Source organism: Cupriavidus sp. OTU4054, from assembly GCF_038440175.1.
Classification (GTDB): domain Bacteria; phylum Pseudomonadota; class Gammaproteobacteria; order Burkholderiales; family Burkholderiaceae; genus Cupriavidus; species Cupriavidus pauculus_D.
On sequence record NZ_JASATF010000030.1, the window covers coordinates 1 to 23,264 of the forward strand.

Consider the following 23,264-nt stretch of genomic DNA (forward strand, 5'->3'; position numbering starts at 1 on the left):
CACGGGTCGTGGCGACATGGCCGCGAGCGTGCGGTCGTAGAAGCCGCCTCCATAGCCAAGGCGGAACTTATCGGCGCTGAATCCGACACAGGGAATGATCAGTGCGTCGGGCGATGCCGCCTCGGTGCCATCGGGTACCGGAATGCCGTAGCGCCCCTCGCGCATCGGCGTGTCGGGCGTCCACAGATGGAAATCGAGCGGCGTGGCCGGCGCGCTGACCACGGGCAGCGCCGCGCGCCGCCCGGGCATGCCGCCGAGCCAGCGCGTCACGACCGCGCGCGCGTCGTATTCCTGATGAATCGGCCAATAGAATCCCACGCAGTGCACGGCAAGGCGCTCGAGCAGTTCGGCGAGTGCCTCGGCGATGTGTGCATCGGCGGTGGCACGGTCGGGCAGCGACGCCCGCCGTGCCAGCAGCCGTGCGCGCAGCGCACGGCGGTCTTCGGGCGCGGCGGGCCCGGACGCGGGGAATAGAGGGCTGTCGGGCGGGTTGTCTGGCGCTTTGGCGGGGGGCATGGCGTGCAATAATGTTCGGCCAAATGTCTGGTTCCGGTCCGATTTCGATCGCAGACCCGAACCCATACCAATTCCGGCGGCGCGGTCAGCGGCGAGTGCAAGAGCGTGCACCCGTGACCGCGTGCCATCGACGAGGAAGACGAAGCATGTTCAAGGGAGTATATCTGCGCCACGTGGGGCGTGCCGCATGGATCGCATTCTTGGGCGGTCTGTCGGGTGCGCTGCTGACCACCCCGGTATATGCGCAGAAACGCCCGGCAGCCGCCGCCCCGGCTCCGGTGCTCACGATTCCGAGCAATCCCGACGACGCGTTCGTCGCGCTGCGCGAGGCCTCGCGCAAGAACGACGCGGACCGCGCGGCCACGCTGTCGGCGGCGCTGGTCGACTATCCGATTCCGTCGTACGTCGAATACTTCCGCATCAAGCCCCAGATGTTCGATGCCAGCGGCCTCGCGCGCATCGATGCGCCCGACGAGCAGGTGCGCACGTTCCTCCAGCGGTACCAGGGCGAGGCGATCGCCGACCGCATGCGCAACGACTGGCTGCTGGTGCTGGGCAAGAAGCGCGACTGGGCCAACTTCGACGCCGAGTATCCGAAGTTCGTGCTCAAGGACGACACGCAGGTGGAGTGCTATGCGCTGCTGTCGCGCGCGCTCAAGGGGCAGAACGTCGCGGCCGAGTCGCGCGCGGCGCTCTCCGACGTGCGTTACTACGGCGAGGGCTGCGTCGATCTGATCGGCTACCTCGCGCAGAGCCAGCAGATCCAGCGCAGCGATGTCGCGTTCCAGGCGCGGCAGGCGCTCGAGCAGAACTACACGACGCTGGCCGCGCGCATCGCCGCGACCGCGCCCGACTCGCGCGGCGACAGCGACACGCTGGCCACCATCGTCAAGATGGCGCGCAACGATCCGTCGCAGGCGGCCGCCTATCTGAACGCGAGCGCGGCGAGCCTGTCGCGCGACGAGCAGGGCGCGGCATGGGGCGTGGTGGGCCAGTATGCGGCGAAGAAGCTCGCGCCCGAGGCGGCCGGCTATTTCCGCCGCCAGATCGACCTCGGCGGCAATCAGTGGCTTTCCGATGAAACGCAGGAATGGCGCGTGCGCGCGGCGCTGCGCCAGGGCGACTGGCGCCAGGTGCGTCAGTCGATCGAACTGATGCGTCCGGAGCTGCGCGCCAAGGATCCGGCATGGACCTACTGGTACGGCCGCTCGCTGGCCGCCGACAAGCGTCCGGACGAGGCCCGCGCGCAGTTCGAGTCGATTGCCGGCCAGTTCAATTTCTACGGCCAGCTGGCCAGCGAGGAACTCGGCAATCGTATCTCGCTGCCGGCCCGCACGGCGGTCAGCGACGCCGAGGCGATGGCCATGCGCACGCGCCCCGGTTTCGTGCGCGCCCAGAAGTTCTATGACCTGAACCTGCGCTTCGAGGGCAACCGCGAGTGGAACTGGGAGCTGCGCGGCATGAGCGACCGCGAACTGATCGCCGCCGCCGACTACGCGCGCCGCATCGAGCTGCTGGACCGCGCCGTGAACACCGCCGACCGCACGCGCACCGAACACGACTTCGCGCTGCGCTTCCTGATGCCGTACCGCGACATCATGCAGCGCGCGACCGACGACGTGGGCCTCGACATGGCATGGGCGTATGGCCTGATCCGCCAGGAATCGCGCTTCATCATGAATGCACGATCCTCCGCGGGCGCGCATGGCCTGATGCAGGTCATGCCCGCTACCGCGAAGTATGTGGCGCGCAAGATCGGCATGAACGACTTCTCGCCGTCGATGATGGGGGATCCCAATATCAATATCCTGCTCGGTACGAATTACATGAGCATGGTATTGACGGATCTGGACAGTTCGTGGACGCTGGCCTCCGCGGCCTATAACGCGGGCCCGGGACGGCCGAAGAACTGGCGCAGTTCGCTGAACCGTACCGTGGAAGGCGCGATCTTTGCAGAGACGATCCCGTTCACGGAAACGCGAACTTATGTGAAGAATGTGCTCTCCAATGCGACGTACTATGCTGCATTGATGAGTGGCCGTTCCCAGTCGCTCAAGGATCGCCTGGGTTCGGTTGCACCGTCTTCGGTCACGACCACCAGCCTGCCCTGATGGCTGGCTCCGTGATCGCATGACTGTCTTGTAGACCAGCGACACGGAGCCAACCATGCAGACCAGCAATGTCCTCGTCATCGGGGGCGCCGGTTTCATCGGCAGTCACCTCATCTCGCGCCTGGCCGGCGCGGCCTCGGCGTCGGGCGCACCGCTCGACCCCACCTCCAATCCCGATAGTCCCATCGCGCCCGAGCGCATTCTCGCGGGGTCGCGCAACCTCGAGCACGCGCAGCACCTGTTGCTGCTGCCGCGCGTGGAAGTGGTGGAGCTCGGGCTCGCCGATGGCGCCGCGCTCGACGACGCGATCGGTTCGCTCGGTGTCGATGGCATCGTCGTGAACCTCGTCGGCGTGCTGCATGGCGAGCGCGGCGATCCGTACGGCGAAGCGTTTGCCACCGCGCACGTGGAGATGCCGCGGCAGATCGTCGAGTCCTGCCAGCGCACCGGCGTTCGCCGCCTGCTCCATATGAGCGCACTCGGCGCGGACAGCGCGGGCCCCTCGATGTACCTGCGCAGCAAGGGCGATGGCGAACGCATCGTGCGCGAGTCGGGCCTCGACTGGACCGTGTTCCGCCCCTCCGTCGTGTTCGGTCCCGACGACCATTTCCTGAACCTCTTCGCGCAGATGCAGCAGATGGCGCCCGTGGTGCCGCTCGCCTGCGCCCATGCGCGCTTCCAGCCCGTGTTCGTGCAGGACGTCGTGCAGGCCTTCCTGAATGCGATGGTCACGCCCCAGACTATCGGGCATGCATACGATCTGGGCGGTCCGCAGGTCTATACGCTCGAGGAACTCGTGCGCTTCGCGGGCCGCGCCTCGGGGCATCCGCGTCCCGTCATCGCGCTGCCCGACGCGCTCGCGCGCGTGCAGGCCGCGGTGCTGGAGCATATGCCGGGCGGGCCGGTGATGACGCGCGACAACCTCGACTCGATGCGGCTCGACAACGTCCTGGAAGCGCCGCTCGCGCACGAGCTGAACCTGCGTCCGGCGAGCCTCGAATCGGTCATGACGGATGTGCTGGCCGGCCGCAATCGCGAAGAGCAGCTACAGGTCATGCGCGGGAGCGTCCACCGCTGATGTGAGTCCCGCTCACACCGTTGCGAGCGCAATTCATTTGATGGCTGCCGGTGACGCTGGCTACAATGGCCGGCTGCAGGCCACAACCGTTCCCCCAAGGATTTGCGTCATGAAGCTCGTCATCGGCAACAAGAAATACTCGTCCTGGTCGCTGCGCCCGTGGCTGCTGCTGCGGGAGGCGGGCATCCCGTTCGAGGAGATTCCCGTGCGCCTGTCGACGCCGGAGTTCGACGCCGAGATCCGCAAGCATTCGCCCGCGGGCAAGGTGCCGGTGCTGATCGACGGCGACGTGCATGTATGGGACTCGCTCGCGATCAGCGAGTACGTGGCCGAGCGCTTTCCGGAGAAGCGGCTGTGGCCGGCCGACACCGCGGCGCGCGCGCATGCGCGCTCGATCTGCGCGGAGATGCATTCGGGCTTTCCGCACGTGCGGAGCCAGTTGCCGATGAATTGCACCGCGGTGCTGCCCGGCATGGGGTGGAACACGTCGGTGCAGCGCGACGTCGATCGCATCGCCGCCATCTGGAGCGATCTGCGTGCGCGACACGGTGGCAAGGGGCCGTTCCTGTTCGGCACGTTCACGGTCGCCGATGCGTTCTATGCGCCCGTGGTGTCGCGCTTTGCGACGTACGGCATCCATCTGCCCGACGACGCGAAGGCATACGCGGACTTCATCCTCTCGCTGCCGTCGATGCAGGCATGGGTGGCCGCCGCGCGCGAAGAGCGCGACTTCCTGCTCGCCGACGAGCCGTATCGCACGACGCCCGATCGCGACGACGCGATCGTGCTCTGAGCGGGCATCGCGACATGCAGGTCTACGCCGTGGGTGGCGCCATTCGCGACGAACTGCTCGGCAAGCCGAGCCAGGATCGCGACTACGTGGTCGTGGGCGCCACGCCCGAAGAGATGGAGCGCCTTGGCTACAAGCCCGTGGGCAAGGACTTTCCGGTATTCCTGCATCCGCAGACGAAGGCCGAGTACGCGCTCGCGCGCACCGAGCGCAAGACCGCCGTGGGCTACAAGGGGTTTGCGTTCTACTGCGGCGCCGACGTGACGCTCGAGGACGACCTCGTGCGGCGGGACCTCACGATCAATGCGATGGCGCGCGCCGTCGATGACGCGGGCAACCTCGTGGGTCCGGTCATCGATCCGTACAACGGGCGGCAGGACCTTGCGGCGAAGCAGTTCCGCCATGTGTCCGATGCATTCGCCGAGGACCCCGTGCGCATCCTGCGCGCGGCCCGGTTCGCGGCGCGCTTTCATGACTTCACGGTCGTGCCGGAGACCGTCGCGCTGATGCGCGCGATGGTGGAGGCGGGCGAGGTCGATGCGCTGGTGCCCGAACGCGTGTGGCAGGAGCTCGCGCGCGGGCTGATGGAAGCGAAACCGTCGCGCATGTTCGCGGTGCTGCGCGAGTGCGGGGCGCTGGCGCGGCTGATGCCCGAGCTCGAGCGTCTGTGGGGTGTGCCGCAGCGCGCGGACTACCACCCCGAGGTCGATACGGGCGTGCATGTGATGATGGTGCTCGACTACGCGGCGTCGGTCGGCGCGTCGCTGCCCGTGCGGTTCGCCGCGCTCGTGCACGACCTAGGCAAGGGCACCACGCCCGACGATGTATTGCCGCGTCATACCGGCCACGAGGAGCGCAGCGTCAAGCTGCTCGAACAGGTCTGCAAACGCCTGCGCGTGCCCAACGAATGCCGCGAGCTGGCACTCGTGGTCGCGCGCGAGCACGGCAATATCCATCGCTCTATGGAATTCGGCGCGGCGGCCGTGACGCGGCTGCTCGAACGTTGCGATGCGCTGCGCAAGCCCGAGCGCTTTGCGGAGGCCCTGCGTGCGTGCGAGGCCGATGCGCGCGGCCGGCTCGGGTTCGAGGATCGCGACTACCCGCAGACCGCGCGCCTGCTGGAGGCACTGGATGCCGCGTCGTCCATCGACGCGGGGGCCATCGCGCGGGAATGCGCGGATGACGTGTCGCGGATCAAGAGCCGCGTGCACGAAGCACGCGTGGCGGCCGTGGCCGGGCGGCTGGGCGTGGCGTAACGCTGTCTGGCGGGACGCGTCCTACAACAGCCGGCCGATCACCAGCGCGGCCAGCGACAGCAGGATCGTCGATGCGAACGGCAGCACGTATTCGCGGCCGAACAGGCGGAAGCGCACGTCGCCGGGCAGTCGGCCGAGGCCGAGCTTCTGCAGCCACGGCAGCGCGGCCGACAGCACGATCACGCAGAAGAAGATGGTCAGCGTCCAGCGCAGCATGGGTCAGAGGGAATGGGTGCGATCGCCGCGCTGGAATCCGGCGAGGACGGGATGGAGGTCGTCATCGGCACCGATCGTACCGAAGCCGCGCGACAGCGCGATGACCTTGAACAGTTCGCCCATCTCCGCCTCCGACAGCAGCTTCTGCACCGCATTGGCGGCCGGCAGGAAAGCCCGCGTGTCATTGGGATCGAGCGTCATCAGCAGTTCGGTGATGCCGGCGTTCATCAGGAATCGCGCCTGCGAGCAGAATCCCGCGACCTGCATCCCGGCCTCGACCGCCGCTTCGGCCACGCCCGTGAAGTTCACGTGCGCGGTGATGTCCTGCAGGCCGGGGTAGAGGAACGGGTCGGGGTGCGCGTGATGGCGGTAGTGACACATCAGCGTGCCGCCGGAGCGCTGCGGGTGGTAATACTCGCTGGCCGGAAACCCGTAGTCGATGAAGAATGCGACCCCGCGCGTGAGCAGCCCGCCCACCGCGCGGATAAAGCCCTCGGCCTCCGCATGGGTTTCGGTGACCATATCGTGGTCGCCTGGGATGGCCGCGATCGTGGCGGGGATTTCGGCGTCGGCGAGCACGCGGTCCTGATAGGCGAAGCCCGCGGTGCCTTCCCGCTTGACGCCACGTTCATGCCAGCGGCCGCCCTCGCGCGCGAACAGCCGCACAGGCATCGCGTCCAGCACCTCGTTGCCGACGATCACACCCTCGAAGCGCTCGGGCAGCATGTCGTGCCAGATCACGCGGTCCGCGAGGTGCGGCGCGCGGTCGGCCAGTGTCTGGCGCTGGCGCTCGCGCAGCTCGCCCGACAGCTCGACGATCGCATATTGCGCCGGCAGCGCGCCTTCCGACTCGAGCGCGAGCAGCAGGTCGGCGGCCAGGCGGCCCGTGCCGGCGCCGAATTCCATGACCGCGGGGAGGCCCTGTTGCACGATCAGTGGCGCGAACTCGCGCGCCAGCGTGCGCGCGAAGAACGGCGTGAGCTCCGGCGCGGTAATGAAGTCGCTGCCGTCGCGCGCGTCGCGGCCGAACTTGGCGGCGCCGCCGCTGTAATACCCAAGGCGAGGGGCGTACAGCGCCATCGACATATAGCGGTCGAAACCGATCCAGCCGCCGCCGGCGTCGATCGCATCGCCAATGCACACGGCAAGGGCATTCGACGCTTCCTGCGCGTCCTGAGGGGGAAGGGGTAGACTAGCGACTTTCTGCATACCGCGAATTGTAGCAATGCCCGCATCCCAGACCCCTGACACCTCAACCGCGCGCGGCGTCGCGCTGGTCACCGGTGGCGCGCGCCGGCTGGGCCGCGCCATCTCGCTCGAACTGGCCGCGCACGGCTGGGACGTGGCCGTGCACTGCAACCGCTCGGTGGCCGAGGCCGAGGCGCTGGCCGGGCAGATCCGCGCGCTGGGCCGCCGCGCGGCCGTGCTGCGCGCGGATCTCGCGAACGAGGCCGAGACCGGCCGCCTGATCGCCGACTGCGCGGTGGCGCTCGGCACGCCGACCTGCCTCGTCAACAATGCCTCGCTGTTCCAGTACGACGTGGCAACGAGCTTCTCCTATGCGTCGCTCGACACGCATATGCGCACCAACGTGGCCGCGCCGCTGCTGCTCGCGCGCGAGATGCACAAGGCGCTGGCCACGGACGCCGACGAAGGTCCCAGGGGTGTCGTGATCAACCTGCTGGACCAGAAACTCGACAACCTGAACCCGGACTTCCTGTCGTACACGCTGTCCAAGGCCGCGCTGCAGACGGCCACGATGCAGCTGGCGCAGGCGCTCGCGCCGCGCCTGCGCGTGGTGGGCGTCGCGCCCGGCATCACGCTGGTGTCCGGCGAACAGACCGGTACCGGCTTCAGCCGCGCGCATCAGATGACGCCGCTCGGCAAGTCTTCCACGCCGGAGGATATCGCGCAGGCCGTCGCCTATCTGGCGGCGGCCCGTGCGGTGACCGGCACCACGCTGTACGTCGACGGCGGGCAGCACCTGATGCCGCTGCACCGCGACGTGATGTTCCTCACAGAATGACCCCATGACCATGCTCGCCGCACTATCCCACCCCAGCCTGACCGATTGCCGCCGAATGTTCCTGCGCAACTATGAAGTGCAGATCAATATCGGCGTGCATGAATTCGAGAAGAAAGGCGAGCAGCGTGTGCTGGTCAATATCGACCTGTTCGTGCCGCTGGCCGAATGCACGCCGCACGCCGACAAGCTCGACGAGGTCGTGGACTATGACTTCATGCGCAGCACCGTGGCCGCGCGCATGGCGCAGGGCCATATCCACCTGCAGGAAACGCTGTGCGACGACCTCGCGCGCGCGATGCTCCAGCATCCGCAGGTGCGCGCGGTGCGCGTCTCCACCGAGAAGCCGGACGTGTATCCGGATTGCGACTCGGTGGGCGTGGAAGTCTTCCACATCAAGCCGGTCTGAACGTTCGGGGCGGCTCAAGTAGAATACGGGCCCGCCGCCGATCTCCCTGCAATGCCCTATGAGTCACTCCGCTAACTTCTATCGTCTCGAAACGCGCCTCCAGTCGCTGACTGGCAAGGCCATTGGCGACTTCGGCATGATCGAGGACGGCGATACCGTGCTCGTGTGCATGAGCGGCGGCAAGGACTCGTACACGATGCTGTCGGTCCTGATGGCGCTGCAGAAGCGCGCGCCCATCCAGTTCAAGCTGATCGCGATGAATCTCGATCAGAAGCAGCCGGGTTTCCCCGAGCACATCCTGCCCGAGTACCTGAAGTCCACCGGCGTGGAGTACGTGATCGTCGAGGCGGACACGTATTCGATCGTCAAGGAGAAGGTGCCCGAGGGCAAGACCACGTGCTCGCTCTGCTCGCGCCTGCGCCGCGGCGTGATCTACCGCACGGCGAAGGAGCTCGGGGCCAACAAGATCGCGCTGGGCCATCATCGCGACGATATCGTCCAGACGTTCTTCCTGAACATGTTCTTCGGCGGCAAGATGAAGGCGATGCCGCCCAAGCTCGCCACCGACGATGGCCAGCATATCGTGATTCGCCCGCTCGCCTACTGCCCGGAGAAGGAGATCGCGAGCTATGCGCGCGCGATGGCCTTTCCGATCATCCCTTGCAATCTGTGCGGCTCGCAGGAGAACCTGCAGCGCAAGAAGGTGAGCGAGATGCTGCAGTCGTGGGAGCGCGAGAATCCCGGCCGCATCGACAATATCTTCGCGTCGCTGCGCAACGTCGTGCCCTCCCATCTGGCCGACACCGATCTGTTCCCGTTCACGGGGCTGGCCACGGGCCTGGCCAAGGTGGACGAGGCCTCGCTGTTCGGCGAGACCACGTTCTCGCAGCAGCCGCTCGTGTTCGCGGGCAGCGCCGAGGAGAACCGCATCGAGTTCGTGCGCTTCGAGCGCGGCGATGCGGGGGCCGAGGCCAAGGCGCACTCCTGAGCAAAACGTTCGATCCATGCTGGCGAAATGTCAGCGCGGCTGCGTTTTCGTCACGAAACGGTGGCTTCTGCGTGGCGCGGGCCGCTGGAACAATGGATCCGGTTATCACTGCATTGGATTACCGGACCATGGCCCGCTCGCTTACCCACTCGTTTACCCGCTCGTTTACCCGTTTCCTGTCTCTCACCGACGTCTCCCGCATCGTCGCCGTCCAGGGCCTGCCGCACGTGCTGCGGCAGATGGCGCGCTACATCGAGGAGGACTACCTGCGCTGGCAGGACTTCGACAAATCCGCGCGCACCGCTGCCCATTCGGCGCGTGGCGTGATCGAGCTGATGCCGATCGCCGACGCGGATCTCTACAGCTTCAAGTACGTGAACGGCCATCCGGCCAACACCGCCGACGGCCTGCCCACCGTGATGGCCTTCGGCACGCTGGCCGAGGTCTCGACGGGCATGCCGCTGCTGCTGTCGGAACTCACGCTGACCACGGCGCTGCGTACCGCGGCCACGTCGGTGGTGGCGGCGCGCCGGCTGGCGCGGCACGACGCGGCCACGATGGCGCTGATCGGCAACGGCGCGCAGGCCGAGTTCCAGGCGCTGGCGTTCCACTACCTGCTCGGCATTCGCACGCTGCGCGTGTATGACGTGGATGCGGACGCCACGCGCAAGCTCGCGCGCAACCTGCACGGCATCGACGGTCTGGAGATCGTGGCGTGCGCCAGTACGGCCGAGGCCGTGCGCGGCGCGGATATCGTCACCACCGTTACCGCCGACAAGGCCTACGCGACGATCATCACGCCGGACATGCTCGCGCCGGGCCTGCATCTGAACGCCGTGGGCGGCGATTGCCCCGGCAAGACCGAGCTCCATCCGGACGTGCTGCGCCGGGCAAGCGTATTCGTCGAGTACGAGCCGCAGAGCCGCATCGAGGGCGATTGCCAGCAGATGCCGGCGGACTTCGCGGTGACGGAGCTCTGGCAGGTGCTGGCCGGTAGCGTGCCCGGCCGGACCGAGGCAAGCCAGATCACGGTGTTCGACTCGGTGGGCTTTGCGCTCGAGGACTACTCGGCGCTGCGTTACCTGCGAGACAGCGCGGAGGCACTCGGCCTCGGCCAGGCGCTCGATCTGGTGCCGCGGCAGGACGATCCGAAGGATCTGTTCGCGCTGCTTCGGGAGGTCGCGCCGGCTGGCTGTGCGGCCTCCGGGCGGGTCACGGCCGAGGCGGCCATCGCCTGACCGCCGGCCGACGTCTGAAGCGGCCGTCTCAAACGGCCCATTGCGCGATCAATTGTTGGACGCCTGCGACGGCGACGGACCGTTGCCTTCCCGGATCAGCGAGCGCGTATCGTCGATCCACTTCTGGAACCGGTCCACCGCGTGGGCCTTCTGCTCGGGCGTCGTCAGGTTCGCGATCGTGACCGTCAGGTCCACGCCCGGCTGGCTGTTCTCCTTGCCGGGGCGCTGCCACTGGTCCGCATAGCGGCGCAGCATCTGCTCCACCTGCGGTTTGGGCGGGTGCGAGCCCTGGACTTCCTTCGCCAGCGCCACCCACTCCTTCTGCCGCTGCACACGCTGGGCATAACGGGCTTCCGCGCCCTGCATGTACGGCCCCATGGCCTCCCGGATGGCCTTTTCCTGCTCGGTCGAGAACCGGCCGTAGATCAGCTTCGCGTACTCCATCACCTTGTCGAAGCGCGCATCGGTGCGTGCTGCCTCGTTGCCGCGCAGGAACTCCTTGCGGTATTTGGCGTTGCTCTCGTCGAACTTGGCCTGCATTCGCTCGATCTGCTCCGGCGTCAGCGTCAGCAGCAGGTCGGCCAGATCCGGCACCGCGTTCTCGAAGGCCTGCCGGCCCAGCCGCTGGGTGTCCTGCTGGACCTGCTGGACCATCGCGGCGCTGACGGGCTGGGCGACCTCGCCCTTGACGCGCGTCAGCACCGTGGCGATCTCGGGCAGCTGCTGGCGGCGGTGCCAGCTGAAGAACCGGTGGATGGCCTCGCGCGTCGGCGGCTCCTGGGCGTCGGAGACGTCCACATACCGGTCCACCCACCAGTAGGCCAGCCGGTCACCCTGCTGATAGCCAAGCTTCATCGCGTTGCAGCCGCCCAGTGCCACGAGCGCCACACAGGCGGTAATAGCTGCAAACCATGAAAAAATGCGCTGTCGTTGCATATGTTGCGTTTTGTGAGAATCGGAAACCACGGGGCGTCGGGCATAACCCGCCATGCTAGAATCGGCGCGCATGTTTACTGGGGTCGCAGAACGTCCCGCAACCCAGTCCTGACAACGATTTCGCCGCATTGGATGGTGAAACGATCCGTGGCGCGGATTTTCAAGTTTCTCTCCGGACACACTCACTTAGGACCTCCTTGTGAATATCGTCATTCTTGCCGCGGGCATGGGAAAGCGCATGAACTCGGCGCTGCCCAAGGTACTTCATCCGGTTGCAGGCCAGCCCATGCTGGCTCACGTCATTGCGACCGCGCGCACGCTTTCGCCGGGCAAGCTCGTCGTCGTCGTGGGCCACGGTGCCGAGCAGGTTCGCGCGGCCGTCGGCGCCAGTGACGTCCAGTTTGCCGAACAGGCCCAGCAGCTCGGCACGGGCCATGCGGTCATGCAGGCGCTGCCGCTGATCGACGACAGCCAGCCGACGCTGGTGCTGTACGGCGATGTGCCGCTCACGAGCGCCGCGACGCTCAAGGCGCTGCTCGATGCCGCGGGCAACGAACGCCTGGGCGTGCTGACGGTCGAGATGTCCGATCCTACCGGATACGGCCGCATCGTACGGAACGCGGCGGGCAGCATCACGCGCATCGTCGAGCAGAAGGACGCGAGCGACGACGAACGCGCGATCCGCGAGATCAATACCGGCATCATCGTATGCCCCACCGCGCGTCTGCGCACATGGCTCTCCACGCTGCGCAACGACAACGCGCAGGGTGAGTACTACCTGACCGATACCATCGAGCGCGCCGTGCAGGACGGCGTGGAAGTCGTGTCGGCACAGCCGGCCGCGCTGTGGGAGACGCTGGGCGTCAACAGCAAGGTCCAGCTTGCCGAGATCGAACGCATCCATCAGCGCAACATCGCGCAGAAGCTGCTCGAGAGCGGCGTGACGCTGCTCGACCCCGCGCGGATCGACGTGCGTGGCGAGCTGACGTGCGGCCGCGATGTGACGATCGATGTCGGCTGCGTGTTCGAAGGCATCGTGCATCTGGAAGACGGTGTTCATATCGGCGCGCATTGCGTGATTCGTCATGCGAAGATCGGCAAGGGTTCGCGTCTGCAACCTTTCTGCCATATCGACGAAGCAACAATCGGGCCGGACGGACGCATCGGTCCGTATGCGCGCCTGCGCCCGGGTACGGAACTCGGCGAGGACGTGCATATCGGCAACTTCGTCGAGGTCAAGAACAGCCAGATCAGTCACCACAGCAAGGCGAATCATCTCGCCTACGTGGGGGACTCGACGGTGGGGCAGCGCGTCAATATCGGCGCGGGCACCATCACCTGCAATTACGATGGCGCGAACAAGCTGCGCACGGTGATCGAGGACGACGTGTTCATCGGTTCGGACACGCAGCTCGTGGCGCCGGTGACGGTGCGGCGTGGCGCGACGATCGGCGCGGGCACGACGCTGACCAAGGAAGCGCCCGAGGGCAAGCTGACGCTGTCGCGCGCGAAGCAGATGACCCTGGAGGGCTGGACGCGTCCGGTCAAGCCGGCCAAGAAGTAAAGCAAGCAAAATTCATCGGGGGTTTAAAAATGTGTGGCATTGTCGGCGCGGTTTCTACCCGCAATATCGTACCGGTCATGATCGAGGGCCTGCGGCGCCTCGAGTATCGTGGATATGACTCGTGTGGCGTGGCCATCGTGCGCGACGAGATGCTGGAACGCGCGCGTACCGTGTCGCGCGTGGCCGATCTCGACACGCAGACGCAATCGTCGGGCCTCGCCGGCATGACGGGCATCGCGCATACGCGCTGGGCCACGCACGGCAAGCCCGATACGCTGAATGCCCACCCGCATTTCTCGGACGAGACCATCGCGCTCGTGCACAACGGCATCATCGAGAACTATGAGCCGCTGCGCGAAGAACTGCGTGCCGCGGGCTACGGTTTCGAGTCGCAGACCGATACCGAAGTGGTGGCCCACCTGATCCATCAGGCCTACACGTATCCGAGCAGCGCGACGCGCGGCGACCTCTACGCCTCGGTGCGTGTGGTGACCAAGCGCCTGCATGGCGCGTATGCGATTGCCGTGATCGCCAAGGACCAGCCGCAGCGCGTGGTTGGCGCGCGCGCGGGTTCGCCGCTGGTCGTGGCGCTGGGCGACAACGAGGCGTTCCTCGCCTCGGACGCGCTGGCCGTGGCCGGTACCGCGAACCGTATCGTCTATCTGGAAGAGGGCGACGTCGCCGAGATCTCGCTCGATGGCGTGGTCATCCGCGATGGGTCGGACCATGTGGTCGAGCGTGAAGTGCGTGTGGTGGAAGCCCACGCCGCGGCGGTGGAGCTTGGGCCGTTCCGACACTTCATGCAGAAGGAAATCTTCGAGCAGCCGCGCGCGCTCGGCGACACGCTCGAGGGTGTGGACGCGATTACGCCGGAGATGTTCGGGGAGGGCGCCGAGGCGGTGTTCGCCGGCATCGACAGCATCCTGATTCTCGCCTGCGGCACGAGCTACTACTCGGGCTGCACGGCCAAGTACTGGCTCGAGTCGATCGCGAAGATCCCGACGCAGGTCGAGGTCGCCAGCGAGTACCGCTATCGCGACACGGTGCCGAATCCGCGCGCGCTTGTGGTCGTGATCTCGCAGTCGGGCGAGACCGCCGACACGATGGCCGCGCTGCGCCATGCGCGCTCGCTGGGCCATACGCATACGCTCGCGGTCTGCAACGTCGCGACGAGCGCGATGGTGCGCGAGACCGAACTGCGCTTCCTGACGCGCGCGGGCACCGAGATCGGCGTGGCATCGACCAAGGCGTTCACCACGCAGCTGGCGGCGCTGTACATGCTGACGCTCGCGCTGGCGAAGGTACGCGGTTACCTGAGCGGCGACGACGAAGCCAGGGCGCTGACGAACCTGCGCCACCTGCCGGCGGCGCTGCACGGCGTGCTGGCCCTGGAGCCGCAGATCATCGCCTGGTCGGAAGACTTCGCCCGCCGCGAGAACGCGCTGTTCCTCGGGCGTGGCCTGCACTACCCGATCGCGCTGGAAGGCGCGCTGAAGCTCAAGGAAATCTCGTATATCCACGCCGAAGCGTACCCGGCGGGCGAACTGAAGCACGGCCCGCTGGCGCTCGTGACGGAGGCCATGCCCGTGGTCACGGTCGCGCCGAACGATGCGCTGCTGGAGAAGCTGAAGTCCAACATCCAGGAGGTCCGCGCACGCGGCGGCCGCCTGTATGTCTTCGCCGACTCGGATACGCATATCCAGTCGTCGGACGGCATCCAGGTCATCCGCATGCCCGAACACTACGGCGCGCTGTCGCCGATCCTGCACGTGGTGCCGCTGCAATTGCTGGCGTATCACACGGCATGCGCACGTGGCACGGATGTGGACAAGCCGCGGAATCTGGCGAAGTCGGTGACGGTGGAGTAAGGCGGGTTGCGGTAAGCGATTCGCGTACGAAAAAATGGCCTCCGACTGGAGGCCATTTTCTTTGTCCACGGGTCAGCTCGGCGGGCCCCGCCCGGGACTCATCTCCTCGGGATCAGCGTGAACAATTCCGTCGATCTGCGTGCGTCGGCTGCGCAAAACGAAAGGCCTCCCATCGGGAGGCCCTTCACCTTTCGCATCGTGGCGACAGGCCGATCGATGCGTGATGGCAACTCTATGAAACAGCGTGCAGCGCGTACATCGCCGCGCTACGAAATCGCCTTACTCGTTCACTCCGGCTGGATCCCCGCGTCCTGGATGATCTTGCCCCAGTGCGCGACCTCCGCGTCGTAGAACTTCTTGTGGCCCGCCGGCGACAGGCGGTCGTCGGTGACCATCGTGATGCCGAGCGCCTCTTCTCGTTTGATGAGTTCGGGATCTTTCAGCGCGGCGCGCAGGGCCGTGTTGAGTTTGGTGAGGACCGCGGGCGGGGTGCCGTGTGGCGCGTAGAGGCCGTGCCAGACCGTGAAGTTGAAGCCGGGCAGGCCCGCTTCGTTCAGCGTGGGGACGCTTGCCAGCGCGGGCACGGCGGAGCGCTGGAGGCTGCTGACGCCGTAGGCCTTGACCTTCTTGCCTTCGATTTGCGGCGTGCTGTTGGTGGCCTGTTCGCACATCAGGTCCACCTGTCCGCCCATCAGGTCCGACATCGCCGGGCCCGTACCCTTGTACGGCACGAACGTCATCTTGCTCTTGAGCATGCTCTGCAGCATGAGCCCGCACAGGTGCGAGGCCGACCCTACGCCTGCATTCGCGAGGTTCAGCTTGTCGCCGTCCGCGGAGATCAGCTTGCGCAGGTCGGCGAGCGTGTTCGGCGCGAGCTGGGGTTTGCCGATCAGCGTCGACGGCGCTTCGTTGATCAGCCCGAGAAACTCGAGGTCGGAGCTCTTGTAGCCGAGCTTGCGGTAGAGCGACGGCGCGGTGGCCAGTCCGATATGGTGCACCAGTAGCGTATAGCCATCGGGCGTCGCGCGCGCGCCGCGGGCGGTGCCGATCGTGCCGCCGGCGCCCGTCGTGTTCTCCACGACCACGGTCTGGTTGAGCTGCTTGCGCAGCGCCTCCGCCACGTCGCGGGCGATCTTGTCGCTGGGCCCGCCAGCGGCGAACGGCACGACGAGCGTGATGGGTTTGTCGGGATAGTCGGCGAGGGCGATGGCGGGGGTGACAGCGATACCACAGGCTACAGCGAGGCCTGCGGCACGGAAGATCGTGCGCGGGTTCAGCATGTTGTCTCCTGATTCTTGTGGTGGTACTGCGGTGCAAAGCGTACAGCGAAAAAGCGAAGCCCGCCTGCGTCGCAGGCGGGGGGCGTGGGATCAGAACGAAGGCATCAGGCCGACAGCATCAAGCCGACAGCGCCTGCATCACGCTGTAGAGATCGGACTTGCCCTCGAAGCCGATGCCGGGCAGATCGGGCATGGTCACGTAGCTGTTCTCCACCTTCACGCCATCGGGGAAGCCCCCATACGGCTGGAACAGGTCGGGGTAGCTCTCGTTGCCGCCGAGGCCCAGGCCCGCGGCGATGTTCAGCGACATCTGGTGCCCGCCGTGCGGAATGCAGCGGCTGGCCGACCAGCCATGCTGCTTGAGCATCTCGAGCGTGCGCAGGTACTCGACGAGGCCATACGACAGCGCGCAGTCGAACTGCAGCCAGTCGCGATCGGGGCGCATGCCGCCGTAGCGGATGAGGTTGCGCGCATCCTGCATCGAGAACAGGTTCTCGCCAGTCGCCATCGGCTTGTCGTAGTAGTTGCGCAGCGTGGCCTGCAATTCGTAGTCGAGCGGATCGCCGGCTTCCTCGTACCAGAACAGGTCGTATTGCGACAGCGCCTTGGCGTACTGGATCGCGGTGTCGAGATCGAAGCGGCCGTTGGCATCGACGCAAAGGCGCTGGCCGTCCTGCAGGATGCTCAGGATCGAATCGATGCGGCGCAGATCCTCATCGAGCGACGCACCGCCGATCTTCTTCTTGACCACCGTGTAGCCGCGGTCCAGATAGCTGCGCATCTCGTCCTTGAGCTTGCCGTGGTCCTGGCCCGGATAGTAGTAACCGCCCGCGGCATAGACGAACACCTTGCGGTTCGGCTTGCCGTCGCCGTAGCGGTCCGCGAGCAGCTGGAACAGCGGCTTGCCCTCGATCTTCGCGACGGCATCCCATACGGCCATGTCGATCGTGCCGATGGCCACCGAACGCTCGCCATGGCCGCCAGGCTTTTCGTTCGTGAACATCGTGTCCCAGATCTTGTGCGGATCGAGGTTGTTGCCGGTGGCGTCGACCAGCGAGTCGGGGTCCGCCTCCATGATGCGGGGGATAAAGCGCTCGCGCATCAGCATGCCCTGGCCGTAGCGGCCGTTGGAATTGAAGCCGTAGCCGACCACGGGCTTGCCGTCGCGGATCACGTCGGTGATCACGGCCACGAGGCTCAGCGTCATCTTGCTGAAGTCGATATAGGCATTGCGGATGGGCGAGCTGATCGGCAGCGTCTTCTCGCGAATTTCAACGATTCTCATCATGTCTCCGGGGGCGTCCGCCTGAACAGGATGGCGGAAACGAGTCGGTAGCATAGAAGCCACGATCGCACCTAGAATTCACCGGCAGTCAATTGACTATTAACCGACGGTGAATAGACGATGAAGTCCGACCTCGCGTCCGAACTCGAATTCTTCGTGCTGATCGCGCGCCGCGGCAGCCTTGCCGCGGCCGCGCGCGAACTCGACCTCACGCCGCCCGCCGCGACCAAGCGGCTTGCGCAGACGGAGGCACGTCTCGGCGTGCGTCTGGTCAACCGTACCACCCGCAGCGTCAGCCTCACCGACGAGGGCGAGACCTACCTGCGCTACGCCACGCGCATCCTCGCCGAGTTGCGCGCGATGGAAGAGGCCGTCTCCAGCGGGGGCGTGGCGCCGCGCGGCCTGTTGCGCGTCAACGCCACGCTCGGCTTCGGCCGCACTACCATCGCGCCGCTCGTGTCGGAGTTCGCGCGCCGCTTCCCCGAGGTCGAGGTGCAGCTGCAGGTGACCGATCGCCCGATCGACCTCGTGGAGACGGGGTTCGACCTCGCTATCCGCTTCGGTACGCTGCCCGACAGCCGCCTGGCCGCGCGCCGCATCATGTCGAACCGGCGTTTCCTGTGCGCGTCGCCCGGTTACCTCGAACGCCACGGCACGCCCCGCACGCTCGCCGACCTCGCACGGCACCGCTGCATCATCCATCGCCAGAACGACGATGCGTATGGCATCTGGCGTTTTACGCATCAGGAACATAGCGAAGCGATCAAGGTGGAGGGCAGCCTGTCGAGCAACGATGGCGACATCGTGCTGGGCTGGGCGCTCGATGGCCACGGCATCCTGATCCGCTCGGAATGGGACCTCGCCAAGTATCTCGAAAGCGGTCGCCTGCGCGTGGTGTTGCCGGAATGCACACTGCCGTCCGCGGACCTGTTCGTCTACTACCCCAACCGCCGTAACCAGACCGCACGCGCGAGGGCGTTCATCGACTTCCTCGCGGAAGCCTTCGCGCGCGGATGATTGCGTTTGAAACGAACGGCGACGCGCGGCGCGCGTGCAGCCGCCGTTCGCCCCGTTCTCGGCAAGGTTCTTTGCTACGGGCGGCGCGCCAAACAGCGTCGTTGATTAAGTAAACGCTGTAATAAGGCGAAGGTCGCAAATCGCCGTCGAAACGCTGGCGAAAAACCGTGCGAATGCGCGCATTCCAATGTGAAAGAAATAACAGGAGTGACAATCCGCGGGCGGATGGTGCGATTGCGCGGTGCCGCAAATGCTTCAAAACTGAAACAAAATCGAGACAAGCGGTCGGCAATTGGACATGTTGCTTATACCCCTCATCGGAGGGGTAATTGCCGCCGCCATCCTCCCGACGAGGGGAGCATATGTCACGCGAAAGTCATCGAGCGGCGCAGCCCCGGACCGGCCCCCGGCCGACGCCCCGAAAGCCGCCTCCGGCGCGGCTATCGGGCCATCAGCAAAGCATGGCGCATTTGGTATTGAGAAAATCGAGAACGGGCGCGATGCCCTCGCAGGTGGCGGAATAAATCATGAATCGACCCTGCTGCCGGCACTTTACCAGACCGGTCCTGACTAATTCCTTCAAATGAAATGTCACCGCGGAAGGTGTCAAATCGGAAGAGGCGGATATAATTCCCGCCGAAATACCTTCTGGCCCGGCTTCTGTTAATAATAAAAATATACGCAGACGATTCTCCTGGGCGAGTGCTCCCAGAATATCTGCAGCGTTCTTGATATCCATCGGATTATACTTCCCTGCTTATTATTGAATTCCCGACAAATACAACGGCATGCCTGCCGCCGCTCCCCTTAGCCTGCCATTCTCGCTCCCAGTGCCTTGTACTGCAAGGCCCCGCGCGGGATAGAAGAACGGCATGTCGAACGTTCCATACAACGAAATTTCAAACGCGGACCATGTAAAAATGACACATCCGCGCAGAATTTATATACCGTAGCGAACGCCGAATAATAGGCTTACCAGCATTAAACTACAAACTATTCGTGACATTTCAATGCTGCTAAAAACATTGAAACTATTCTGCTTCAGACAAAACGGTGGCTTTGCTACGATTCTCGCCGCCGTCCCATTGGACCGGTGTCCGGGATGGGGCCGCTTAATCGAGCCATTTGGCCCAGCAGGTGCCATCCATTTCCCCGTATTCCACGCAGAAGGAGTCCGTCATGAAGTTCGCACAGCTTCGCCGCAAGTTCCGCCAGGCCGGTCAGGGCATGACCGAATACATCATCATCGTGGCCCTCATCGCGGTGTCCGCGATCGGCGTGTACGCGATGTTCGGCCAGACCATCCGCAACCAGACCGCCGCGCTGGCCTCGGAAATGTCGGGCAAGACCGACGAGTCGCAGAACAACATCAACCGCGCCGGCGAGTCCTCGGGCCAGGCCACGAGCAAGGCCAATCAGGGCAAGGGCCTGAACAACTTCAACGTCGGCAACGACACCGGCAAATAATTAGAAGATTGGTGTCGATATCATGTGCAGCGTGCGTCACCGGCGCACGGCCGCGCCCGCCCGGCAACGAGGGCAGGCGCTGGCCTTCGCCCTCATCTTCCTGGCCGTGGGCGCGGTGGCGCTGTACGTGGCGTTCAACGCTTCGCAGCTGACCACCGCCAAATCCAAGCTGCAGAACACGGCCGATGCCGCCGCGTACAGCGTGGCGGTGATGCAGGCACGGGACTACAACTTTGCCGCGTACACCAACCGCGCGATGGTCGCGAACCAGGTGCACGTGGCCCAGCTGCTGAGCCTCAAGTCGTGGATCGAGGAAGTCGACGAGACTGACGGCAAGGATCACGTCACCGACGAACTGGTCAACATTTTCGCGGACCTCGGCGCCGTGCAGTGGACCCTGCCCAAGCAGGTCGCGCGGCCCATCATCGCGCCGCTGAAGGCGACCGTGAATTCGGTCGCGCCAACCGCGGTGAAGGGCCTCGACGTGCTGATCGAGGGCCTGTCCCTCGCGCAGCAGGCCTATACGGTGGCCACCAAGCTCAACATGCCGTTCGTCGCCGAGGAGGTCGCGCAGGCGAACCAGCGCGACACGCATGCCGACAAGGGCTACCTCGCCACGCTCGGCGCGCCACGCATCGCGGCATGGCAGAAATTCACGACACGCACGGACCCGCAGGCTACCGGCGCCAAGGGTGCGGGCGGTACGGGCGACCGCTTTGCGGACGTGGTGACCGACGACGCGAGCATGGACGGTTTTACGCCCGAGCGCGGCAATATCCGCACGCCGTTCGTCGCCAGCACCGCGTACAAGGGCTGCACGGGCGCCTCGGTAACGTTCATGCTGGTCGGTCAGCCGCATTCGGGCGCCACGCAGCTGCGCCCGGACATGAAGGGCTGGGAAGCGCTCGACGCAACCGCGGCCGAAGGCTTTATCAGCTGCCTGTTCCTGCCGGAACCGGTGCCGCTGATCATCCCGATCATCGAGTCGATGGGCCGCGGCGGCGCCGCGAACGGCCCCGGCAATCGCTACTCGGGCACGAGCGGATATCGCGGCACGGGCCATATCGGCGATGCGATCGCCAGCGCGGCGGCCGTTGCCGCCGGCATGCAGTACTCGGCCGGCCCCGGCACCTCGCTCGACAACAGCAGCCGCGCCGGCCTGCAGCAATACTACGACCTTTCCACGCCGGCCAATGCCACGCCGGCGAAGGGCGCGGACTTCAATCGCGCGCCGACCCTCACGCTGCAGGTCTCGCGCAATATCGCAAGCACGCGCACGACGTCCACGCTGCGGGTCGGGGTGGGCCGCGTGGGCCTGCAGGAAGGCGCCCCGTCGAGCGAGCTGCGCGCGCTCGCAAGCGCCAGCGCGTACTTCATCCGGCCGCGCAATAGCAGCGGCGCGGGCGCGCTGCTGCGCGCGGCGTCGTGGAACCGTTCGGACAACCGCTACGAGTATCCGAGCCTGTTCAATCCGTACTGGCAGGCATCGCTCGTCGATACGCCGACGGTCGAGCTCGAAGCGGCCGCCGCCGCGCAGGCCGCGGGAGCGCCATGATGCGAGCGATGCGTCTTCGTCAACGCGGCCAGGCCCTCGTCGAACTCGCCGCGGCCGCCGGCGGCGTGCTCGTGCTGCTGTTCCTCGCGCTTGCGATGCTCGGCCGTTTTCACGACGTGCGTACCAAGACGCTGATGGCCAGCCGCTATGCGGCGTGGGAACGCACCGTGTACCTCGACGACGCGGGCTGGAACAAGTACGGCGCGTCCGTCACCAAGACGCCGCAGGCGCTGCGCAGCGAAGCGGTGCAACGCGTGTTCGGCCACGACGCGCCGGCATTGCGCGCGGACGACGGTACGCGCAATGCCCTGCCGCAGGGCGGCCTGCCGATGTGGCATGACGTCGCGGGCAAGGACCTGCTCAAGCGATACGAAGACATACAGCTGCGCACCTCGCGCACCAGCACGGGCACGGCGCTCGACACCGCGATCGGCGTCCTCGATGCGGGCGGCGCGGTCGGCGTGGGGCCGGACCTGTCCATCACGAACCAGCAGCGCGCGCAGATCGACGTCGCCGTGGGCGCGGACAGCCAGACGCTGCGCAAGCTGTGGCCGGGCTGGACCGGCTTCACGGCCAGCGACGCCAACGTGCTGCTCACCAATGCATGGACACCGGACGGGCGTGACGGGACGCTCGCGCAGGTGACCAACCTCGCGCCGCTGCATCGCGGCGAATTCCTCGGCAGCGCCATCTTCATGCCGCTGGCCGTCTTTGCGCCGGATATCACGGGGCTCGATCTCGGCAAGATTGCGCCGGACGTGGTCCCGGCGGACAGGGTGGGTCAATGAACTTCGCAGCCTTCATGCGCGCCGCATCGGTCGCGCTACTCATGACGTGTGCCGCGCACGCGGCCGCCGCGGGCGCGTGCGCGCGCAAGCCGATGAAGCCCGACGCGGCCGCGTGGCTCGGCGAGGACACGCTCGTCGATGGCATGCCCGTGACCGTGATGGCGGTCTCCTACAAGGACAGCCCCGACGAGGTGGCACGCCGCTGGCGCGCTTACTGGGAGGACGCCGGCGTGCCCTCTCGCGCGTTGCGCAGCCGCAAGGGTTGGCTGATCACCGCGATCGAGAACGACTGCAGCTATGTGCTGCAGATGCCCGCGCAGCGCGGCGCGGATGGCATGAGCGGCGGCCTCTTCAGCGCCATGCGCCTGCAGCGCGCCGATCTGCCAACGGAAGTCGGCGCGCGCGCCATGCCGTTGCCCGTGGGCGGACGCGTCGTGTCCGATACCGTGAGCCGCGACCCGATGGCGGTCGCGCGCACCGTGGTCGTCGATGTCGACGGCAGCGCGCGCGGCACGCATGCGCGCTTCCTGTCGAGTCTGCTCGCGAGCGGCTGGCGCGTGCTGGCCGATGCCGGCGTCCCGCGCGCGGCCGGACTGCGCGGCGGGCGTGCCATCGCGCTGCAAAAGGAAGGCTACAAGCTGGACGCGACCTTCGTGCCGCGCGGGGCCGCCACGCGCGCGGTCATCAACGTGTCGAGGACGCTGTGAAGCGGGGCCAGGCCGGTCAGGCCTACGCCGAGTACGTGGTCATGCTCGTGGTCGTGATCCTGTTGCTCATCGTGGGGGGCGACAACTCCGTGATCAATCAACTGCTCGCGGCCTTCAGGACCTTCTACCAGTCGTACAGCTACGCGATCGCCGTGCCCTGAGCGCGTCGCCG

23 protein-coding genes are annotated in these 23,264 nt (G+C 66.2%); 16 read left to right on the forward strand and 7 right to left on the reverse strand.

All coding sequences use genetic code 11. The features are described 5' to 3' along the window. On the reverse strand, positions 1-516 hold a 516-nt coding region (locus tag AAHB16_RS27010), incomplete at its 3' end, for a 5-formyltetrahydrofolate cyclo-ligase (protein WP_342052461.1). Between the two features lie 146 nt (positions 517-662). On the opposite strand from AAHB16_RS27010, the gene AAHB16_RS27015 reads away from it, so the two are divergent. The 4 genes from AAHB16_RS27015 to AAHB16_RS27030 all read left to right on the forward strand — a co-directional run bounded on the left by AAHB16_RS27015 (position 663) and on the right by AAHB16_RS27030 (position 5,751). Further along, positions 663-2,627, forward strand: coding sequence for a lytic transglycosylase domain-containing protein (locus tag AAHB16_RS27015; protein ID WP_342052462.1), 1,965 nt, complete (start codon positions 663-665; stop codon positions 2,625-2,627). 55 nt (positions 2,628-2,682) lie between these two features. Beyond that, on the forward strand, positions 2,683-3,705 hold the full coding sequence (locus AAHB16_RS27020) for a complex I NDUFA9 subunit family protein (RefSeq protein ID WP_150373030.1): 1,023 nt from the start codon (positions 2,683-2,685) through the stop codon (positions 3,703-3,705). Between the two features lie 109 nt (positions 3,706-3,814). Then, positions 3,815-4,498 carry a glutathione S-transferase family protein gene (locus AAHB16_RS27025; RefSeq protein ID WP_150373029.1) on the forward strand — a complete coding sequence of 228 codons (684 nt, stop codon included), beginning with the start codon at positions 3,815-3,817 and terminating at the stop codon, positions 4,496-4,498. A 14-nt stretch (positions 4,499-4,512) separates the two neighbouring features. Continuing rightward, complete coding sequence (locus AAHB16_RS27030) at positions 4,513-5,751, forward strand: multifunctional CCA addition/repair protein (RefSeq protein ID WP_150373027.1); 1,239 nt, start codon at positions 4,513-4,515, stop codon at positions 5,749-5,751. Between the two features lie 21 nt (positions 5,752-5,772). On the opposite strand, the gene AAHB16_RS27035 is transcribed toward AAHB16_RS27030, so the two are convergent. After that, complete coding sequence (locus AAHB16_RS27035) at positions 5,773-5,967, reverse strand: DUF2905 domain-containing protein (protein ID WP_150373026.1); 195 nt, start codon at positions 5,965-5,967, stop codon at positions 5,773-5,775. Between the two features lie 3 nt (positions 5,968-5,970). Beyond that, positions 5,971-7,176: a class I SAM-dependent methyltransferase gene (locus AAHB16_RS27040; protein ID WP_150373024.1), complete on the reverse strand. Its 1,206-nt coding sequence runs from the start codon at positions 7,174-7,176 to the stop codon at positions 5,971-5,973. A gap of 16 nt (positions 7,177-7,192) precedes the next feature. On the opposite strand from AAHB16_RS27040, the gene AAHB16_RS27045 reads away from it, so the two are divergent. The 4 genes from AAHB16_RS27045 to AAHB16_RS27060 all read left to right on the forward strand — a co-directional run bounded on the left by AAHB16_RS27045 (position 7,193) and on the right by AAHB16_RS27060 (position 10,625). After that, complete coding sequence (locus AAHB16_RS27045) at positions 7,193-7,993, forward strand: SDR family oxidoreductase (RefSeq protein WP_150373023.1); 801 nt, start codon at positions 7,193-7,195, stop codon at positions 7,991-7,993. A gap of 4 nt (positions 7,994-7,997) precedes the next feature. Beyond that, positions 7,998-8,399, forward strand: coding sequence for a dihydroneopterin aldolase (locus tag AAHB16_RS27050; RefSeq protein WP_109582296.1), 402 nt, complete (start codon positions 7,998-8,000; stop codon positions 8,397-8,399). Positions 8,400-8,457: 58 nt separating this feature from the next. Then, positions 8,458-9,387 carry a tRNA 2-thiocytidine(32) synthetase TtcA gene (ttcA, locus tag AAHB16_RS27055; RefSeq protein ID WP_150373021.1) on the forward strand — a complete coding sequence of 310 codons (930 nt, stop codon included), beginning with the start codon at positions 8,458-8,460 and terminating at the stop codon, positions 9,385-9,387. A 128-nt stretch (positions 9,388-9,515) separates the two neighbouring features. Continuing rightward, positions 9,516-10,625 carry an ornithine cyclodeaminase gene (locus AAHB16_RS27060; protein ID WP_342052463.1) on the forward strand — a complete coding sequence of 370 codons (1,110 nt, stop codon included), beginning with the start codon at positions 9,516-9,518 and terminating at the stop codon, positions 10,623-10,625. 48 nt (positions 10,626-10,673) lie between these two features. Here AAHB16_RS27060 and AAHB16_RS27065 read toward each other — a convergent pair whose 3' ends face one another. Next, positions 10,674-11,561, reverse strand: a complete 888-nt coding sequence (locus tag AAHB16_RS27065; protein ID WP_223851335.1) for a DUF6279 family lipoprotein — start codon at positions 11,559-11,561, stop codon at positions 10,674-10,676. A gap of 199 nt (positions 11,562-11,760) precedes the next feature. Between AAHB16_RS27065 and glmU the strand changes: the two genes are divergently transcribed. Both glmU and glmS read left to right on the forward strand, forming a co-directional pair. After that, a complete protein-coding gene (gene glmU, locus AAHB16_RS27070; RefSeq protein ID WP_342052464.1) occupies positions 11,761-13,125 on the forward strand; it encodes a bifunctional UDP-N-acetylglucosamine diphosphorylase/glucosamine-1-phosphate N-acetyltransferase GlmU in 1,365 nt (454 codons plus the stop codon). Positions 13,126-13,154: 29 nt separating this feature from the next. Beyond that, positions 13,155-14,993 (forward strand): glutamine--fructose-6-phosphate transaminase (isomerizing), encoded by a 1,839-nt coding sequence (glmS, locus tag AAHB16_RS27075; RefSeq protein ID WP_150373017.1) that lies wholly within the window; start codon positions 13,155-13,157, stop codon positions 14,991-14,993. Between the two features lie 287 nt (positions 14,994-15,280). On the opposite strand, the gene AAHB16_RS27080 is transcribed toward glmS, so the two are convergent. Then, positions 15,281-16,273 carry a tripartite tricarboxylate transporter substrate-binding protein gene (locus tag AAHB16_RS27080; RefSeq protein ID WP_342052465.1) on the reverse strand — a complete coding sequence of 331 codons (993 nt, stop codon included), beginning with the start codon at positions 16,271-16,273 and terminating at the stop codon, positions 15,281-15,283. Between the two features lie 118 nt (positions 16,274-16,391). Continuing rightward, positions 16,392-17,558, reverse strand: a complete 1,167-nt coding sequence (locus tag AAHB16_RS27085; RefSeq protein WP_342052487.1) for a mandelate racemase/muconate lactonizing enzyme family protein — start codon at positions 17,556-17,558, stop codon at positions 16,392-16,394. A gap of 120 nt (positions 17,559-17,678) precedes the next feature. Here AAHB16_RS27085 and AAHB16_RS27090 point away from each other — a divergent pair, with 120 nt between their 5' ends. Continuing rightward, positions 17,679-18,575, forward strand: a complete 897-nt coding sequence (locus tag AAHB16_RS27090; RefSeq protein WP_150373004.1) for a LysR family transcriptional regulator — start codon at positions 17,679-17,681, stop codon at positions 18,573-18,575. A 451-nt stretch (positions 18,576-19,026) separates the two neighbouring features. Here AAHB16_RS27090 and AAHB16_RS27095 read toward each other — a convergent pair whose 3' ends face one another. Continuing rightward, on the reverse strand, positions 19,027-19,314 hold the full coding sequence (locus tag AAHB16_RS27095) for an ArsR/SmtB family transcription factor (RefSeq protein WP_150373003.1): 288 nt from the start codon (positions 19,312-19,314) through the stop codon (positions 19,027-19,029). A 440-nt stretch (positions 19,315-19,754) separates the two neighbouring features. Here AAHB16_RS27095 and AAHB16_RS27100 point away from each other — a divergent pair, with 440 nt between their 5' ends. Genes AAHB16_RS27100 through AAHB16_RS27120 form a run of 5 tightly spaced genes read left to right on the forward strand, consistent with a single transcriptional unit; the run spans position 19,755 to position 23,253 of the window. Further along, on the forward strand, positions 19,755-20,042 hold the full coding sequence (locus tag AAHB16_RS27100) for a Flp family type IVb pilin (RefSeq protein WP_150373001.1): 288 nt from the start codon (positions 19,755-19,757) through the stop codon (positions 20,040-20,042). Between the two features lie 22 nt (positions 20,043-20,064). Further along, positions 20,065-21,597 (forward strand): Tad domain-containing protein, encoded by a 1,533-nt coding sequence (locus AAHB16_RS27105; RefSeq protein ID WP_342052466.1) that lies wholly within the window; start codon positions 20,065-20,067, stop codon positions 21,595-21,597. An 8-nt stretch (positions 21,598-21,605) separates the two neighbouring features. After that, positions 21,606-22,385 (forward strand): hypothetical protein, encoded by a 780-nt coding sequence (locus tag AAHB16_RS27110; protein WP_342052467.1) that lies wholly within the window; start codon positions 21,606-21,608, stop codon positions 22,383-22,385. Then, the gene (locus tag AAHB16_RS27115) at positions 22,382-23,092 is read left to right on the forward strand and encodes a hypothetical protein (protein ID WP_342052468.1); all 711 of its coding nucleotides are present in this window, start codon (positions 22,382-22,384) and stop codon (positions 23,090-23,092) included. The genes AAHB16_RS27110 and AAHB16_RS27115 overlap by 4 nt, the downstream gene beginning before the upstream one ends. Continuing rightward, the gene (locus tag AAHB16_RS27120; RefSeq protein WP_191002151.1) at positions 23,089-23,253 is read left to right on the forward strand and encodes a hypothetical protein; all 165 of its coding nucleotides are present in this window, start codon (positions 23,089-23,091) and stop codon (positions 23,251-23,253) included. The genes AAHB16_RS27115 and AAHB16_RS27120 overlap by 4 nt, the downstream gene beginning before the upstream one ends. Positions 23,254-23,264: the final 11 nt, after the last annotated feature.

What these genes read in the sequence shown, in the direction of transcription:
- AAHB16_RS27100 (WP_150373001.1), top strand. Translation starts at nt 19,755, where the DNA reads ATGAAGTTCGCACAGCTTCGCCGCAAGTTCCGCCAGGCCGGTCAGGGC.
- AAHB16_RS27060 (WP_342052463.1), top strand. Translation starts at nt 9,516, where the DNA reads ATGGCCCGCTCGCTTACCCACTCGTTTACCCGCTCGTTTACCCGTTTC.
- AAHB16_RS27065 (WP_223851335.1), bottom strand. Translation starts at nt 11,561, where the DNA reads ATGCAACGACAGCGCATTTTTTCATGGTTTGCAGCTATTACCGCCTGT.
- AAHB16_RS27080 (WP_342052465.1), bottom strand. Translation starts at nt 16,273, where the DNA reads ATGCTGAACCCGCGCACGATCTTCCGTGCCGCAGGCCTCGCTGTAGCC.
- AAHB16_RS27045 (WP_150373023.1), top strand. Translation starts at nt 7,193, where the DNA reads ATGCCCGCATCCCAGACCCCTGACACCTCAACCGCGCGCGGCGTCGCG.
- AAHB16_RS27050 (WP_109582296.1), top strand. Translation starts at nt 7,998, where the DNA reads ATGACCATGCTCGCCGCACTATCCCACCCCAGCCTGACCGATTGCCGC.
- AAHB16_RS27015 (WP_342052462.1), top strand. Translation starts at nt 663, where the DNA reads ATGTTCAAGGGAGTATATCTGCGCCACGTGGGGCGTGCCGCATGGATC.
- AAHB16_RS27025 (WP_150373029.1), top strand. Translation starts at nt 3,815, where the DNA reads ATGAAGCTCGTCATCGGCAACAAGAAATACTCGTCCTGGTCGCTGCGC.
- AAHB16_RS27040 (WP_150373024.1), bottom strand. Translation starts at nt 7,176, where the DNA reads ATGCAGAAAGTCGCTAGTCTACCCCTTCCCCCTCAGGACGCGCAGGAA.
- ttcA (WP_150373021.1), top strand. Translation starts at nt 8,458, where the DNA reads ATGAGTCACTCCGCTAACTTCTATCGTCTCGAAACGCGCCTCCAGTCG.
- AAHB16_RS27090 (WP_150373004.1), top strand. Translation starts at nt 17,679, where the DNA reads ATGAAGTCCGACCTCGCGTCCGAACTCGAATTCTTCGTGCTGATCGCG.
- AAHB16_RS27020 (WP_150373030.1), top strand. Translation starts at nt 2,683, where the DNA reads ATGCAGACCAGCAATGTCCTCGTCATCGGGGGCGCCGGTTTCATCGGC.
- AAHB16_RS27115 (WP_342052468.1), top strand. Translation starts at nt 22,382, where the DNA reads ATGAACTTCGCAGCCTTCATGCGCGCCGCATCGGTCGCGCTACTCATG.
- AAHB16_RS27035 (WP_150373026.1), bottom strand. Translation starts at nt 5,967, where the DNA reads ATGCTGCGCTGGACGCTGACCATCTTCTTCTGCGTGATCGTGCTGTCG.
- AAHB16_RS27095 (WP_150373003.1), bottom strand. Translation starts at nt 19,314, where the DNA reads ATGGATATCAAGAACGCTGCAGATATTCTGGGAGCACTCGCCCAGGAG.
- AAHB16_RS27030 (WP_150373027.1), top strand. Translation starts at nt 4,513, where the DNA reads ATGCAGGTCTACGCCGTGGGTGGCGCCATTCGCGACGAACTGCTCGGC.
- AAHB16_RS27105 (WP_342052466.1), top strand. Translation starts at nt 20,065, where the DNA reads ATGTGCAGCGTGCGTCACCGGCGCACGGCCGCGCCCGCCCGGCAACGA.
- AAHB16_RS27085 (WP_342052487.1), bottom strand. Translation starts at nt 17,558, where the DNA reads ATGAGAATCGTTGAAATTCGCGAGAAGACGCTGCCGATCAGCTCGCCC.
- glmS (WP_150373017.1), top strand. Translation starts at nt 13,155, where the DNA reads ATGTGTGGCATTGTCGGCGCGGTTTCTACCCGCAATATCGTACCGGTC.
- AAHB16_RS27110 (WP_342052467.1), top strand. Translation starts at nt 21,606, where the DNA reads ATGCGTCTTCGTCAACGCGGCCAGGCCCTCGTCGAACTCGCCGCGGCC.